Source organism: Kushneria sp. EE4 (assembly GCF_977968315.1).
In genome coordinates this window covers 2,523,284-2,538,041 of record NZ_OZ386212.1, presented here as the reverse complement: position 1 = coordinate 2,538,041, position 14,758 = coordinate 2,523,284, and the positions used below count along the sequence as shown (strand labels likewise).

The 14,758-nt window shown below is 62.9% G+C and carries 13 protein-coding genes; 6 read left to right on the top strand and 7 right to left on the bottom strand.

Annotated features, from left to right (window positions below; translation table 11 throughout):
- Window positions 1–269 precede the first annotated feature (269 nt).
- Window positions 270–1,403 carry an endonuclease/exonuclease/phosphatase family protein gene (locus ACXMYO_RS11475; protein WP_438764795.1) on the bottom strand — a complete coding sequence of 378 codons (1,134 nt, stop codon included), beginning with the start codon at window positions 1,401–1,403 and terminating at the stop codon, window positions 270–272.
- A gap of 332 nt (window positions 1,404–1,735) precedes the next feature.
- Window positions 1,736–2,482 (bottom strand): C40 family peptidase, encoded by a 747-nt coding sequence (locus ACXMYO_RS11470; protein ID WP_457808815.1) that lies wholly within the window; start codon window positions 2,480–2,482, stop codon window positions 1,736–1,738.
- Between the two features lie 400 nt (window positions 2,483–2,882).
- Between ACXMYO_RS11470 and ACXMYO_RS11465 the strand changes: the two genes are divergently transcribed.
- The 4 genes from ACXMYO_RS11465 (at window position 2,883) to ACXMYO_RS11450 (ending at window position 8,840) form a co-directional block, all read left to right on the top strand.
- Window positions 2,883–3,812, top strand: coding sequence for a phytanoyl-CoA dioxygenase family protein (locus tag ACXMYO_RS11465; RefSeq protein WP_457808814.1), 930 nt, complete (start codon window positions 2,883–2,885; stop codon window positions 3,810–3,812).
- Window positions 3,813–3,990: 178 nt separating this feature from the next.
- Window positions 3,991–4,653, top strand: a complete 663-nt coding sequence (locus tag ACXMYO_RS11460; RefSeq protein ID WP_457808813.1) for a fumarylacetoacetate hydrolase family protein — start codon at window positions 3,991–3,993, stop codon at window positions 4,651–4,653.
- Window positions 4,654–4,925: 272 nt separating this feature from the next.
- Entirely contained in the window at window positions 4,926–6,671 is a 1,746-nt protein-coding gene (gene ilvD, locus ACXMYO_RS11455; protein ID WP_438764791.1) for a dihydroxy-acid dehydratase, read from the top strand.
- 231 nt (window positions 6,672–6,902) lie between these two features.
- Window positions 6,903–8,840, top strand: a complete 1,938-nt coding sequence (locus tag ACXMYO_RS11450) for a methyl-accepting chemotaxis protein (protein WP_457808812.1) — start codon at window positions 6,903–6,905, stop codon at window positions 8,838–8,840.
- Window positions 8,841–8,927: 87 nt separating this feature from the next.
- Here the strand turns inward: ACXMYO_RS11450 and ACXMYO_RS11445 are convergent, their stop codons facing one another.
- Window positions 8,928–10,748 carry an aminopeptidase P family protein gene (locus tag ACXMYO_RS11445; RefSeq protein ID WP_457808811.1) on the bottom strand — a complete coding sequence of 607 codons (1,821 nt, stop codon included), beginning with the start codon at window positions 10,746–10,748 and terminating at the stop codon, window positions 8,928–8,930.
- Window positions 10,749–10,955, bottom strand: coding sequence for a hypothetical protein (locus ACXMYO_RS11440; protein WP_457808810.1), 207 nt, complete (start codon window positions 10,953–10,955; stop codon window positions 10,749–10,751).
- 178 nt (window positions 10,956–11,133) lie between these two features.
- On the opposite strand from ACXMYO_RS11440, the gene ACXMYO_RS11435 reads away from it, so the two are divergent.
- Both ACXMYO_RS11435 and ACXMYO_RS11430 read left to right on the top strand, forming a co-directional pair.
- The gene (locus ACXMYO_RS11435) at window positions 11,134–11,499 is read left to right on the top strand and encodes a hypothetical protein (RefSeq protein WP_438764786.1); all 366 of its coding nucleotides are present in this window, start codon (window positions 11,134–11,136) and stop codon (window positions 11,497–11,499) included.
- A gap of 66 nt (window positions 11,500–11,565) precedes the next feature.
- Window positions 11,566–12,078, top strand: a complete 513-nt coding sequence (locus tag ACXMYO_RS11430) for a metallophosphoesterase family protein (RefSeq protein ID WP_457808809.1) — start codon at window positions 11,566–11,568, stop codon at window positions 12,076–12,078.
- 32 nt (window positions 12,079–12,110) lie between these two features.
- Here ACXMYO_RS11430 and ACXMYO_RS11425 read toward each other — a convergent pair whose 3' ends face one another.
- From ACXMYO_RS11425 to ACXMYO_RS11415, 3 genes are all read right to left on the bottom strand, one after another.
- Complete coding sequence (locus ACXMYO_RS11425; RefSeq protein WP_457808808.1) at window positions 12,111–12,932, bottom strand: hypothetical protein; 822 nt, start codon at window positions 12,930–12,932, stop codon at window positions 12,111–12,113.
- Window positions 12,933–13,066: 134 nt separating this feature from the next.
- The gene (locus ACXMYO_RS11420) at window positions 13,067–13,849 is read right to left on the bottom strand and encodes a molybdopterin-binding protein (protein ID WP_457808807.1); all 783 of its coding nucleotides are present in this window, start codon (window positions 13,847–13,849) and stop codon (window positions 13,067–13,069) included.
- Window positions 13,846–14,670, bottom strand: a complete 825-nt coding sequence (locus ACXMYO_RS11415) for a cytochrome b/b6 domain-containing protein (protein ID WP_457808806.1) — start codon at window positions 14,668–14,670, stop codon at window positions 13,846–13,848. Before ACXMYO_RS11415 ends, ACXMYO_RS11420 begins: the two co-directional genes overlap by 4 nt.
- Window positions 14,671–14,758 lie beyond the last annotated feature (88 nt).

The window sequence follows — 14,758 nt, the reverse complement described above, 5'->3', positions numbered from 1 at the left end:
TTGTAATGCCTGTCACGGGCGTTCCATGCCGGAAAAGAAATGACAGGCCAGCGCTTGAGCATAGTCGGGAAAGGGTCGGGCAATACTGTCCGGGGTTAAGGTTTTGCAGTCGGATACAAAAAGGGCGGCCCGACGGCAGCTCCGCTGGAGGCGCCGGTCTCAAGGGCTGGCGTTATCGGTTCAGCAGCTGATAAAGGGGGACGGGAAAAGCGCGTGACGTCAAAAAGCCATCCGCATTGATGCCGGGATGGCCTGCTCATCTCGAGGGTTTAGTTGCTTACGCCATGCTCGCTGGCATCTTCGGCGCCTTCCTCGATCAACTCATCGGCCTTCTGGTGCGCCTGCTCTGACGCCTCGGGCGCCATATGGTCCTTTCTCGCGGCCGTCAATGTCGTCGTAATGGCGAAGTGATCCGAGCCTTCAAGCTTTACCCGGTCCAGGTCGACAAGCTGAAAGCCGTCAGAGACAAACATGTGATCGATCGGGTAGCGCCAAAAGGGATACGCAGCGTGATAAGTGCTCAGCAACCCCCGGCCGCGACGTGGGTCCTTGAGGTCGCTCAGCTCGCTGAACAACTGAGTGGTATCGGACCAGGCGACATCGTTGAAGTCGCCGGTAACGATCCAGCGGTTGTCCGGATCCTGCTGGACGCGGCGGGCAACGAGCATGACTTCGGCGTCGCGAACCCGGCTGTCGCGGCGCTCGGTGGTCTCATCATTGTGTGCAACACGATCCTTCAGCCCCGGGGGAACCGGATGAATCCCCGTGTAGCGCACAAGCCCCAGGTCCGGAATATCCAGCGTGGCAAGGATGGACGGGCGACGTTCGGAGACAAGGTGCGCCACTTCCTGTTCCTGCAGGGGGAAGCGTGACAAGAGCATGATGCCCAGCCCCTCGCCACGCACCTCACCGATACGATACTCATAGTCGTCGTTCAACGGTTCCAGACCCTGCTTCCACTCATCATCGACCTCGATCAACAGCAATAGGTCAGGGTCCTCACGCCGGATCAGATCCACGGCCTCGGCATAGCGGTCATTCGTGTAGTCGACGTTGGCGGTCATGACTTTAAACGTGGACTGATCCTCAAGGGTCCGGGCATCGGCCGTGGGCACTTCCTTTGGCCAGACGGGGGTGAACGGCAGGATATGAAACGCTTGCCACCCTCCGGTGGCGAGCAGCAATACCAGCCACACGGCATGCGCCTGTCGCGGCCTTTTGAGCCAGGCATGCAACACCAGCAGCAACAGCGTCACGGCTATCGCCAGGGTCAGCTGTAGTCGTGGAAATTCCCAGAGTTTGATAAACCACTGGCCACTGGGAAGCTCGGGGAGCAGGCTTGCCACGATCAACAGCAGTGTCAGTACACGAATTACCCAGAACAGAATTTTTGAAAACATCATGTTGCTCAAGGAAGGCGTGGCAGCATGACGAATGCGGTCCCCTCGATGGCGCCGGACGCCTGTGTCCGGGAAGTCATCGGGCAGCAGCCACAAAGGATCGAAACGTCACTTCGCCACCAGGTTTCGTTTTGAAACACAATAAACGCTTGCTCATCAAAACAACACTGTCCGGGTGGCTTTCGAGGACGCCCCGGCCGGGAAGGCCCGGCGGTGTCGCGATCGGGGTCGAGCAGAAAGGAGAGCGTGCTGCCAGCGGCACGACTCGAGCGTGTGGCGCGATGGCGGTCTCAACGGCGGGTTTGGAAGGTCATCCTTATTACGGTACGAACGGCCTAGCGCGAGGCAAGCTGGCGTACGGTCTCGCCGGTCAAAAGGCGGCGCGCGCCCAGATAGTGGCGCTGCCAGTAGGCGCCCTCGAGCGAGCTGATGCGGATGTTCTCGCCGGTACGCGGGGCCTGAATGAACTTGCCATCGCCCAGATAGACGCCAACGTGGTCGGCGGCGCTGGCGGCCTTGATGCGGAAAAAGACCAGATCGCCGCGCTTGAGGGCATCGGTGGTCACCGGGGCAGCCTCGGACCAGTGGTACATGCCGTTGGCAGTGCGCGGCAGCTCACCGGAGAGCAGATCCCTGAAGGCATAATAGATCAGGCCGCTGCAGTCAAAGCCTGCCTGCGGGGTCGTGCCGCCCCAAAGATAGGGCCGGCCGAGCTGGTCGGTGACGGTGTCCATGGCACGGGCCATGGCCAGTTCGCCGGGCTGGTCGATCTCGCCGTTGAAGGCATACTTCTTGTAGTTGAAGTTATCCACACCCGGTGCGATGCCCTGCGGCACCAGCGAGCGGCCCTGAGCGGCCGCCTTTTTCATCTCGGTTTCGGAGAGCCCCATTTGCCGGGCGCGCGCCTGTTCGCGCTTGCGCTTGGCGCGCAGCTCGCTGGCCGTGCCGTGCTCGGGCTGGAGCAGCTGTCGGGCCTGGGCCTGCTCAACGCCGCCGGGCAGGCAGGGGCTCATCAGCAGGATCAACAGCAGACCCAGCGCCCCCTGGCGGGTCGCTCGGCGTGAGAAGTCTGGATATGGCATGTGCGTGCTCATGAATTCGGTGTCGTGTCGGAAGGTCGGTGGCGCCGGCGGCGCACGGTCAGGATCACGGCAGCGACATTGATAACATCCGGACGGGGTCCGGGAACATGATCGATGCGCGCATCGAGGCCTGGAGCGCGCCACGCCGGAACCGGAGTAACCTGGGTTATGGAAGGCCGGGGGGTGTCATGTTCACGTGGTGGCGCCTTGAGCGGCGTGTCAAATAATGGATGCGCGCTCGAGTGTCCCTGAAAGGGTCAGGCGATGGTCATGATCTGTCGACGTCCCGAGACCGAAGTCATGTATCGGCAGGCGCGACCCGCGCCGGATACCCAGCATGCCCCGCCAGGGGTGACGTCAGGCAGGAAGCCGTCGTTTTGTATCAATCAAGGAGGAAAGCATGTCCGCCGTACACGCACAAAATCACAACACCCTGATGGAAGACCCCTACCCTACGCGGTTGTCAACGCCGCCCGAGCGCACCTGGCTGCCGCGTCAGGAGGCCGTACTGCGCGGGCCGGAAGACGGGCCACTGACCCGCGAGCAGCGCGAGACGTTTCGACAAAAGGGGTTTGTGTTCATCCCGAATTTTCTCGATGACGCCGAGCTTGCCGAATATCAGCATGAACTTGAGGCCCTGCTCGAGCGCGATGATTACCGCGACCGGGATTTCACCATCACCGAGCCGAGCAGCAACGATATCCGCTCAATCTTTGCCATGCACTTTCTCTCGGCGAAGTTTGGCGAGCTGGCGCAGTCGCCAAAGCTGGTCAAAAGCGTCGAGCAGCTGATCGGCGAGGATGTCTACGTCATGCAGGGGCGCATCAACTACAAGCCCGGTTTCGAAGGCAAGGGCTTTGACTGGCACTCCGATTTCGAGACCTGGCACGCCGAGGACGGCATGCCGCGCATGAACGCCATCAGCGCCTCGATCGTGCTCACCGACAATCACGAATTCAACGGCCCGCTCATGCTGATCCCGGGCTCGCACGAGAAGTTCGTGCCCTGTATCGGCGAGACGCCGGAAGACAACTACAAAAGCTCGCTTAAAAAGCAGGAAGCGGGCGTGCCGGGTCGTGAGGCGCTGGCCGAGCTGGTGGCCGAACACGGCATCGAGGCGCCCAAGGGGCGCGCCGGCGGGCTTTTGCTGTTTGACTGCAATACGCTCCACGGCTCCAATGCCAACATGTCACCGGATGCGCGCAGCAATATCTTTTTCGTCTATAACCGGCGTGACAACGCTCTGAACACCCCGTTCGCGGCCAGGGGGCAGCGCCCTGACTTTCTGGCGCATACGCCGGACGGGCGCTGGCGTGACCTGACCCTGTAAGCCTGTCCGGCGCAGGCCGTATCGTCGCCGTGCGCCCACGGCGTACCCCTGCGAGACACAAGGGGTTGATACGAAAGACAAGCGGTCGAGCGCCATCGCGCTTTGCCGCTTTTTTGCGGGTGTGATAAAGCTTGTGGTGTATCAACAACAACGCATGGATCTTCAAAAGGAACAGGCCATGGCCTTCCAGCCCGGTTTTATTGATGGACCCCCGTTTGCCGAGCCACTGGGCAAGATTGTCTGTGTGGGGCGCAACTACGCCGCTCACGCTCGAGAGCTCGACAACGAGGTGCCCACCACACCACTTTTGTTTATCAAGCCGGCCTCCAGCGCGACCCCCATGCGCGAGCGCATCCGGGTGCCGCGTCATCTGGGCGAGGTGCATTTTGAAACCGAGGTGGCACTTTTGATCCAGCATCGACTGTGCCGCGCCCGTCCGGAAGAGGTGCTTGCGGCCATTGCCGGCGTGGGTCTGGCGCTGGATCTGACCCTGCGTGATGTCCAGTCACGGCTCAAGGACAAGGGCTACCCCTGGGAGCGGGCCAAGGGCTTTGACGGCGCCTGTCCGCTGAGTGAGTTCGTGCCCTTTGACGCCAAAACGATGAATCTGGACGATCTGCACTTTAGCCTGACCATCGACGGCGAGCGTCGCCAGACCGGGCACACCGCCATGATGCTGTTCAAGGCAGTCGAGCTGATCGTCGAAATGTCGCGCTCGTTTACGCTCGAGCCCGGCGATGTGATCCTGACCGGCACGCCGGAAGGGGTGGGGGCGCTGCCCGAGGGCGCGCGGCTGGCCCTGTCCCTTGACGGGCATTTCGAGATCACGGGGCGCAGCTGATTTCACGCTGAACCACGCTGGGCGTATACTCGATACCCTGTGCCGGGCCTGACACCCGGTCGCGCTATCCGCGCAGTGCGTGTCGCCCGCTCCCGAGGATCCGGGAGTGTCGGGGCGACTCGCGCCTGGTCGTATCGATACGCGCTCAAAACGCGTCATATGCCGCCATGCCGGTCCGATATCGCCAGCGCTTTCGTTGGTGCCGGAAGCAGGCCTCCTGCGACCCGCCCCGGCACCTGTTCGTATTCATTACCATTAAAAGTGATCAGATCATGAGCCAGGAAGACCGGCCGGATAGCCCCTCGACAGCACCGCTTGCCAATGACCGCGCCCATACCCGTCGTCACTCGTCTGCTGTGGTCGACGGCCCCGGCAAGGCGGCCAGTCGCGCCATGCTGCGCGCTGTGGGCTTCAGTGACGAGGACTTCACCAAACCCCAGGTCGGTATCGCCTCGACCTGGAGTCGCGTCACCCCCTGCAACAGCCACATCAACGTGCTGGCGGACGCCGCCAGTGACGGCGCCGACGACGCCGGCGGCAAGGGTGTGGTGTTCAACACCATCACCATCAGTGACGGCATCGCCAACGGCACCGAGGGCATGAAGTACTCGATGATCTCGCGCGAGGTCATCGCCGACTCCATCGAGACCGTGGCCGGCTGTGAAGGTTTTGACGGCGTGGTTGCCATCGGCGGCTGCGACAAGAACATGCCCGGCTGCATGATGGGTCTGGCCCGTCTGGACCGCCCCGGCATCTTCGTTTACGGCGGCACCATTCTGCCGGGCGAAGGCCATACCGATATCGTCTCGGTCTTTGAAGCCATGGGCGCCCACTCCCAGGGCAACATGGATCTCATCGACGTCAAGCGCATCGAAGAGACCGCGATTCCGGGGCCGGGCTCGTGCGGCGGCATGTACACGGCCAACACCATGGCCTCGGCCATTGAGGCGCTCGGTATGAGCCTGCCGAATTCCTCGGCACAAAATGCCGTCTCCCAGACCAAGCAGGACGACAGCCGTGAAGCGGGCGCTGCCGTGCTCAAGCTGCTCGAGCTCGACATCAAGCCCTCCGACATCATGACCCGCAAGGCGTTTGAAAACGCGATAACCGTGGTCATCGCGCTCGGCGGCTCGACCAATGCGGTGCTACACCTGATCGCGATTGCCAACACCATCGGCGTTGAGCTCAATCTTGATGACTTCACCGAGATCGGCAAGCGCGTGCCGGTGGTGGCGGACCTGCGCCCCAGCGGCCACTACATGATGAGCGAGCTGGTCGCCATCGGCGGCATTCAGCCGCTGATGAAGACCCTGCTGGATGCCGGTCTTCTGCACGGCGACTGCCTGACCGTGACCGGCCAGACGCTGGCCGAGAACCTGGCCGACGTCGCTCCCTATCCGAGTGATCAGAATATCATCAAGCCGCTGGACAACCCGGTGAAGGCCTCCAGCCACCTGCGCGTGCTTTACGGCAATCTGGCCCCGGAAGGCTCGGTCGCCAAGATCACCGGCAAGGAGGGCACCCGCTTTACCGGTAAGGCGCGCGTGTTCAACTCCGAAGAGGAAGCGCAGGCGCGCATCAATGACCTGACCGTGGTCGCCGGTGACGTGCTGGTCATTCGCTACGAAGGCCCGCGCGGCGGCCCGGGCATGCGCGAGATGCTCACGCCGACGTCGGCCATCATGGGGCGCGGTCTGGGCGATGCGGTGGCGCTGATCACCGACGGACGTTTCTCCGGCGGCAGCCACGGTTTCGTGGTCGGCCATATCACGCCGGAAGCCTTTAACGGCGGGCCGATCGCGCTGGTTGAAGACGGCGATCAGATCACCATCGACGCCGAAAACGATGTCATGACCCTGCACATCGATGACGCGGAAATGACACGTCGGCGTGACGCCTGGCAGCGCCCGAAGCCGCGCTATACCCGCGGGGTGCTGGCCAAGTACGCCCGCACGGTCAGCTCGGCCTCCCTCGGGGCCATCACCGACCTGCCGGAGTCCACTGACGATCTGAGCTGATTGTCGGTCTGCTTCTTTCGTAAAACAAAACGCCCCGGCCATGGCCGGGGCGTTTTGCGTCATGACCCTGCGCCGCCATGCCCTGGGGCGGGGGTATCGACACGACATCCTTTGATTTTTGACGCTTTCCTGTGAGTCTCAAGAAGCCTTGAACATTGACGATAGTTAATACAGTGATGGTTAAAATCAAACGTGGCGCTTATCGAAGACGCCCTGAACAGGACCCTGTCGATGGATTCGCTACTCTCAAGGCTGACGCTACGCCAGAAATTCATGACGCTGGGCCTGCTGGCCCTGTTGATGACGGCCATTCCCACCGTGTTGTTCATCCAGTCCATCGATGACTCGCTGAACAATCGGCTCGCCCGGCTGCAGGGGCTGGCGCCGGAGCGCGCCATTTTAACGACCATCGGCCTGACACAGCAGCACCGCGGCATGTGTGCCCGCCTGCTCAACGGCGATGCCTCGGCCGAGACGCCCTGTCAGGCCTTGAGAGCGGACGCCGATCAGGCCTATGCTCGAACCGCCGAGCTGATCACCGCGCAGCCCGACAGCGACAATGCTGTCGATGTCTGGCAGTCGATCGATAACGAGTGGCGCGATGTCAGGGCCCTGTTTGAAGGAGAGCTGCCCGACGCGGCGCAGAGTTTCGAGGCGCATACGGCGCTGCTTGGCAACATGCTGGCGGCCGCTCGCCATCTTCTGGACGATTTCAGGCTGAGTCTGACGTCACAGGCCGACACTTATCAGCTGGTGCAGGGCGGTTTCGTGGCGATGCCGGCACTGACGGAAGCGCTGGGTCAGCTGCGCGGCCGGGGCGCCGGTCTGCTGGCGCGTGGTGAGGTCACCATCAATGAGCGCAGTACCATCGAGGCGCTGCGTCTGCAGGCGCTGGCCAGCCATCGTGAGCTCGAGCACGCCTTCAACCGAACGATGGCGCTTCAGCCTGCGCTTGACGCGTCGCTACAGGCGCCGCTGCAGACCGCTACCGATCAACTGTCGCAGGGGCTTGCGCTGGTCGATGAGGCGATCCTCTCGGCACAGACTCTGGATACGCCGGCGCAGCGCTACTTTCAGGCGCTGACCGATACCATCGAGGCCCAGTTCACGTTGAGCGATGTAGCGGTTAATGGGCTCCAGCGCCAGCTGGAGACTCAGATCAGCGACCTGCGCCAGCAGAAGTGGCTGCTGCTGGCCGCGCTCGGTGTCGGGCTGCTGATCGCCCTGGGGCTGGGCGTCGTGATTGCCCGGGCGATCGTGCGGCCGATCCATGACGCCGTTGGCATGGCGCAGAAGGTCGCGGACGGCGATCTCACCGGCCGATTGACGGTGCGGGGCCGCGACGAGTGCGCCCGTCTTGCGCGCGCCCTCAATGAGATGGGAGAGGGGCTGACCCGGATGGTGAGCGAGGTACGCAACGGCTCGGAAACCATTGCCACGGCCGCCGGCCAGATCGCCTCGGCCAACATGGACATGTCGCAGCGCACCGAGGAGCAGGCCGCATCGCTTGAGCAGACCTCGGCCAGCACCCAGCAGATTCACACCACGGCCGGTCGCAACGCCGAGCACACGCGCGAAGCCGGCGACATGGCGCTGAGTGCCTCGCGTACGGCGAAGGAAAACGGCGATCTCATTCACGGCGTGGTGGCCACCATGCAGGCCATTCACCAGGACTCCGATCGCATGTCGGAGATCATTTCCATGATCGACAGCATCGCCTTTCGCACCAATTTGCTGGCGCTGAACGCCTCGATCGAGGCTGCCCGGGCCGGCGAACACGGTCGCGGCTTCGCCGTGGTCGCCAACGAGGTGCGCGCGCTGGCACAGCGCAGTGCCTCGGCCGCCGGCGACATTCGCTCGCTGATCGAAACCTCCGGCGAACGGGTACGCGACGGGGTAACGCAGGTGGATCAGGCGGGCAGCGCCATGCAGACGCTGCAGGACGGCATCGAGCGCGTTGCCGCCATCACCGACGAGATAAGGGTCGGCTCGGACGAGCAGAGCACGGGCATCGACCAGATTCACCAGGCCATCAGCCAGATGGACGACGTCACACAGCGCAACGCCGCCATGGTCGAGCAGACCTCGGCCGCGGCCACCTCGCTCGAGGAGCAGACCGAAACCCTGCGACGCCTGATGGCCTCGTTCAGGCTTCAGGCCACCAGCTGAGCCTTCCAGGCGCGGCAGGCTTTGATATCAAAACGCCCCGGCACTGGCCGGGGCGTTTTTTATTGCCTTTCTCCTTTCCCGAGCGCCTCAGCGTGCCAGCGGCCGAGTCTTTTTGGCCAGCCAGTCGCGAGTGTCCTCATCCAGCCCCTGGGCCAGGCGCTCAAAGACCGTGCGGTGATAGTCGTTGAGCCAAAGGATCTCGTCATCGCGCAGCAGCGCCGCATCGATCAGGCGGGTGTCGATGGGGCACAGGGTGAGCGTTTCGAATTCGAGAAAGGTGTCCTCGGTAACGGCGTCAGCGCTTTCCACCGCCCGATTGGCCACCAGGTTTTCGATGCGAATGCCCCACTTGCCCGTGCGATAAAGCCCCGGTTCGATCGAGGTGATCATGCCCTCGCGCATGGCGGTCTGCGGCGTGGGCTGTGCGCCGCGGGAAATCACCTGCGGGCCTTCGTGCACGTTGAGGAAATAGCCCACCCCGTGGCCGGTGCCGTGGCCGTAATCCAGACCTGCCTCCCACAGCGGGGCGCGGGCGATGGCGTCCAGCCGGGGCGCTTCGATGCCTTCGGGGAAGCGAGTGCGCGACAGCGCCATCATGCCCTTGAGCACGCGCGTATAGTCGGCCTTCTGGGCCGGTGTCGGCTCGCCCACCGGAATGACCCGGGTGATGTCGGTGGTGCCGTCGAGATACTGGGCACCGGAGTCGATCAAAAGAAGCCCCTGGCCCTCGATGCTTGAGTGCGCCGCCTCGGTGGCGCGGTAGTGCGGCAGAGCACCGTTGGCGTTGAAGCCGGCAATGGTGGGAAAGCTGCGCGAGATGAAGTGCTTTTCCCGGGTGCGCTCGGCGCTCAGGCGCGCGTCGATGGTCAGCTCGGTGATCGGTTCTCCACCGGCCAGCGTGGCCTCGAGCCAGCACAAAAAGCGGCACAGGGCGGCGCCGTCGCGGGCCATGGCCGCCCGGACATGCGCGATCTCGACGTCGCTTTTGCACGCCTTGGCAAGCGTGGTGGGCTGAAAGGCTTCCATCAGCACAACGTGGTCGGGCAGGGCGTCGATCAGCGACAGCGTGACCCGGGCCGGGTCGATCAAAAGCCGGGTGGCCTCGGGCAGGCGGGTCAGGTGATCGCGGATCTCGGCGTAGTCATGCAGCACCACACCGTCGTCGGCCAGCGCTTCGCGCAGCGACGCCGTCACCTTGTCCTGATCGATGAAAAGCCGGACATGATGGGCATCCACCAGCGCGTGCGCCAGAAAGACCGGGTTATAGTCCACGTCACTGCCGCGCAGGTTAAAAAGCCAGGCGATGTCATCAAGTGTGGAGATCAGATGGGCACCGGCATCGGCGTCCGTCATGGCCTGGCGCAACCGGTCCAGACGATCCGGGCGGCTTCGGTCGGTAAAGGCTTCATCATGAATGGTTACCGGCGCCTGAGGCAGGGCCGGGCGATCGGTCCATATCTCCTCGAGCAGGTCCCGGTCGGTTTGAATCGTGACGTGCTCGCCCAGGCGAGCTCTGAAGGCGCGGTGCGCCGCCAGTGGCAGAATCGCGCCATCGAGTCCCAGCGTGGCATGGCCGGGGTGATTGACGGCCAGCCAGTCGATCGGGGCGAGAATCTGCTGGCCCTGGGCCACCTTCATCATCTCGATGCCGCTGCCGGAGAGTTCCTTGTCGGCCTGTACCCAGTAGCGGCTGTCGACCCAGAGTCCGGCGAAATCCGCGGTGACCAGAAGCGTACCGACCGAGCCGGTAAACCCGGTGAGCCATTCGCGCCCCTGCCAGTGGCCGGGCAGGTATTCAGACAGGTGCGGGTCGGAGGAGGGCACCAGCCAGGCATCGATACCGCGCTGGGCCATGACCTGTCGCAGGGCATGGAGTCGCTGTGCCGGCGTGTCGAAAGAAGCAGTCATTTATGAAATCTCCTGAGTGCCGTGGCCGGCGTCGTCATGGTCGCCCTTGCCGAGCAGATGGCGAATGGGTCGGATCAGTACCACGAGTATGGCGGCCCCGATCAGCAGCGCCAGTGCACAGCGCCCGAAAAGCTCGGGGAGCTGGGCGACATGCTCGGGGCTGACATGGCCGCCGATCGACAAATGATTTTCGAAATCGATGCACACGGTCGGCGCCGGCGAGAAACGCCGTGCACCATACGAGCCCGCCAACGGCAGGGCAAATCGTCATCGCCGTGTCTGGGGGCGCAGGCGGAGGCAGGATCGAGCGTTTTGACACAATAGTCGGGTAAGTTGGCGCGGAAGTTTCTACACTGGTTGTGAAGCCAATCTTCAGGGATGAACCATGAACGTACACAAGGGTATGTGGTGTGCCGGCGCACTGGCGCTGGCAATGACCGGCGTCGGCCAGATGGCGCAGGCCTCGGTCGAGGAATCTGCCGACGTACCGCAGGAAGAACGGGACCTGGTCAATCAGTGCCATGATGCTGCAATGGCCAGCAAGGACGGGGACACCTTCGAAAGCTCGCAGCTTTTGATGGAACAGCAAAACGCCGGGGACTATGAACCGGGTGAAGAGCTTTTGCTGCACATCAACATGCTGGGCCACGGCACGACCATCTATAACGTCAGCTGCAACGTGGATGAGCAGGGCAACGTGACCTACGAGGAGTTTCAAAAGGCCGGGACGCCGGCAGGCTCCACGCGCTGATAACTGCGCAAACGTTCTATGCAAAAGGCTCCATACGGGGCCTTTCTGCTGTCGGGAGATAGTTTCATGGCGCTGTCGCTGTGTGACCGAACAACCCTTGCCATCGACACGCCCATCGGTGTGATCAGCGACACGCACGGTCTGCTGCGCGATGAGGCGCTCAGAGCACTTGAAGGCTGCGCGCTGATCCTGCATCTGGGGGATGTCGGTGATCCGTCCATTCTTGAACAACTTGCTGAAATAGCGCCGCTGATGGCCGTACGCGGCAATATCGATCGACAAGACTGGTGTGAGGCGCTGCCGATGCACCGCGATATTGTGGTCAACGGCTGGCGGCTGCATCTGGTGCATGACATTGCAGACTTCGATACCGCCACGGGCTGTGACGCCGTACTGCATGGGCACTCCCACAAGCCGCGTCAGCAGTGGGTCGAAGAGGACACGGGCGCTCGACGGCTCTTTTTCAATCCGGGCAGTGCCGGCAAGCGGCGTTTCAGGCTGCCGATCACGGCCGGCAGGCTGAAAACGGGTGACGAGAGGCTGTGCAGCGGCGTGATGCATTTCGTATTGACGTCGTGATGCCCGGTGGCCGCACCGGGCATCGGCGGTGGTTACATCGGTGGAATGGTGCCATCGAGGCCGACAATCACGGCCTTCGCCTGCACGGGTGAGGCCGACAGATCACCGGCCACAAAGACCGCTTCGCCCTTTTTGATGTCGTCCATGGTGGCCTTTTGAACCGCCACCACCGGCACGTCGCGCGGCACCATGATCTGCTTTTTGCCGTCGCCGTAATCGACGGTCAGCGTCATCATGTCCTGGTCGCCACTGTCAGACTGGCTGACGGTGCCATTGGTCATGGTCGAGCCGCCACCGGCGCCGCCCATTTTGCCGCCATCGCTCTGGCTGACGGTGCCGTTGGTCATGGTCGAGCCGCCATCGGTACCGCCCATTTTGCCGTCGCTGCTCTGGCTGACGGTGCCATTGGTCATGCTCGAACTGCCACCGGCGCCGCCCATTCGGGTCGCTTGCTGATCGCCGTGGCCGCGCGGCGTGTCCCAGGGATAGTCACCTTCACCGGTGCCTTTCATGGATTCGGGAAAGACGACCACTTCCAGCGCCTTCGAGGGCTGGCCGTCTTCACCAGGCGCGTTGGCGGTGCCGATGAAGGTGCCTTCCCTGATTTCATCAAGGCTTGACGGCGTGACACCGGCCAGGCGCGTGTCGTCGCCCAGAACGACCTCGTGGGTACTGCCATCGCTTGAAGATTCAACGCTGAAGCCGTGATCGTTGACGGCGCTGATGGTGCCGCGCAGATGTTCGGGCGTGTCACCGGCGCTGTCGGCGGCCAGTGCAGAGCCGGCCGAGAAGGCACAGGCCAGGGCAATGGCCGAGGCCAGCAGGGTGGGACGGGCCGTGTGATACAGGTTCATGAAAGAACTCCGGGTCGGTGGAAAGCGGGGCGGATGTCTTGAACTTCTCGCCCCGAATGTCTCTTAGTTCAGCCTGGCATAAGGATTTGTCAAATCGAGTCCGGTAATACACGACCAAAGCCGTAGGCGCCGGGCTAGATGCCCGCGTACCAGGTATAGCCGCGATCCTCCCAGTAGCCGCCCTTGCCCCCCTGAATATCGTCGAAATGCTCGACCAGGGTAATGCCCTTGAGATACTTGGCCATCTTGTAGCCGAGCTGTCGCTCCACGCGCAAGCGCAGTGGGGCGCCGTTGCCCACGGGCAGGGGTTCATTGTTGAGCGAGTGGGCCAGCAGTGTCTGGGGATGAAAGGCCTCGACCATATCGATGCTTTCGTAATAGTCGTGCTCGCCGTCGAGCTGATCCATGCAGTGAAAGACCACATAGCGCGCCGAGGGGTGCACGCCGGCCTGCTCCAGAATGTCGCCGAGCACCGGACCGGACCACTGGCCGATGGCGCTCCAGCCCTCCACGCAGTCATGACGGGTGATCTGGGTGCGCGAGGGCATCGAGCGCAGCGTTTCAAGCGAGAGTTCCAGCGGCGTGCGTACCAGCCCGCCCACCGTAAGGCGCCAGTCGGCGAAATCGTTGGCGGCATGCTGGCGGTAGAGGGTGGTCTGCGGGTCCACCGTGCCGTTGGGCCGAAAGACCGGCGAAATCATCGAGGCCGGATACTCGATGGCCAGCGACTCGCGTCCGGCCAGCAGCCGCTGCGCCTTGAGATTGAGCGTCTCGGCACTGCTCAAAAGCGAGATGATGGCATCGTTTTCGGAAAGCCGGTCGCAGCCGGTCAACCCGAGCGCGGCGGCGCCCAGCAGGGAGCGCTGCAGCAGGGTGCGACGGCTCAGGGAGGGGCTTGAGGGCTGACGGCGGCTCATGACGATGACTCCGACTCGGAAGACCCGGGCTGGTGCGACGCGCGTCCGGTCACCATGGCGCGCAGCTGGCGAAACGGGTTCGACAGCACCACCATGACAACGTGCACAAGGACAAAGAGCACCAGCGAAAAGGCCGTAATGAAATGGATCGAGCGGGCACTCTGGCGGCCGCCGAACAGATCCAGCAGCCAGGGCGCGGCGGCGTTGATGGTCGGCGACATGCAAAGGCCGGTCACGATCATTAGCGGCAGCGCTGCAAACACCACGCTCAGATAGCTCAGTTTCTGCAGGCTGTTGTATTTGCCTGCATGGGCGTGAAAACGAAACTTCAAATGATTGACAAGATCCTGCCCCAGCCCGCGCCAGTCATGGGTGTCCAGCCAGAAGTTGCGTCGAAAGTGGCCGCTGAACAGGGCATACAGGGCAAACAGTGCGCCGCTGATGGCAAAAAGCCAGGCAAAGAAGAAATGCCACACTCGGCCCATGCTCAGAAACTGATAGCTCGGCAGGGTCGCCCAGGCGGGAAAGCCGCGCACGCTCTCATCGGAGTAGCCCAGCACGCCGGTGGTCGTGAACTGCCAGGGCCCCAGGGCGGTGATGCCATCAATGCTGCCGTCGCCGGCACGCATGGCGTACATCTCAAGCCAGGGCGTGTCGAAATGGGAAACGCTGCCCCAGTAGAGGGCGGGGTGGGCGTTAAAGATCTGCAGGCCGCTGAGCAGCAACACAATCAAACACCAGAGATTGAACCAGTGCCATGCTCTTACCGGCAGACGGTGGCGTCGCCTGGTGTCTTCAGGGATAGAGGCAGATGCGGACATGGCGATGTTCCACAGGACATGAGGTGTCATGGAGTATGGGCCGAGATCGGCACGCTCATCCAGTGATTACATCATGTCCGCAGAATCA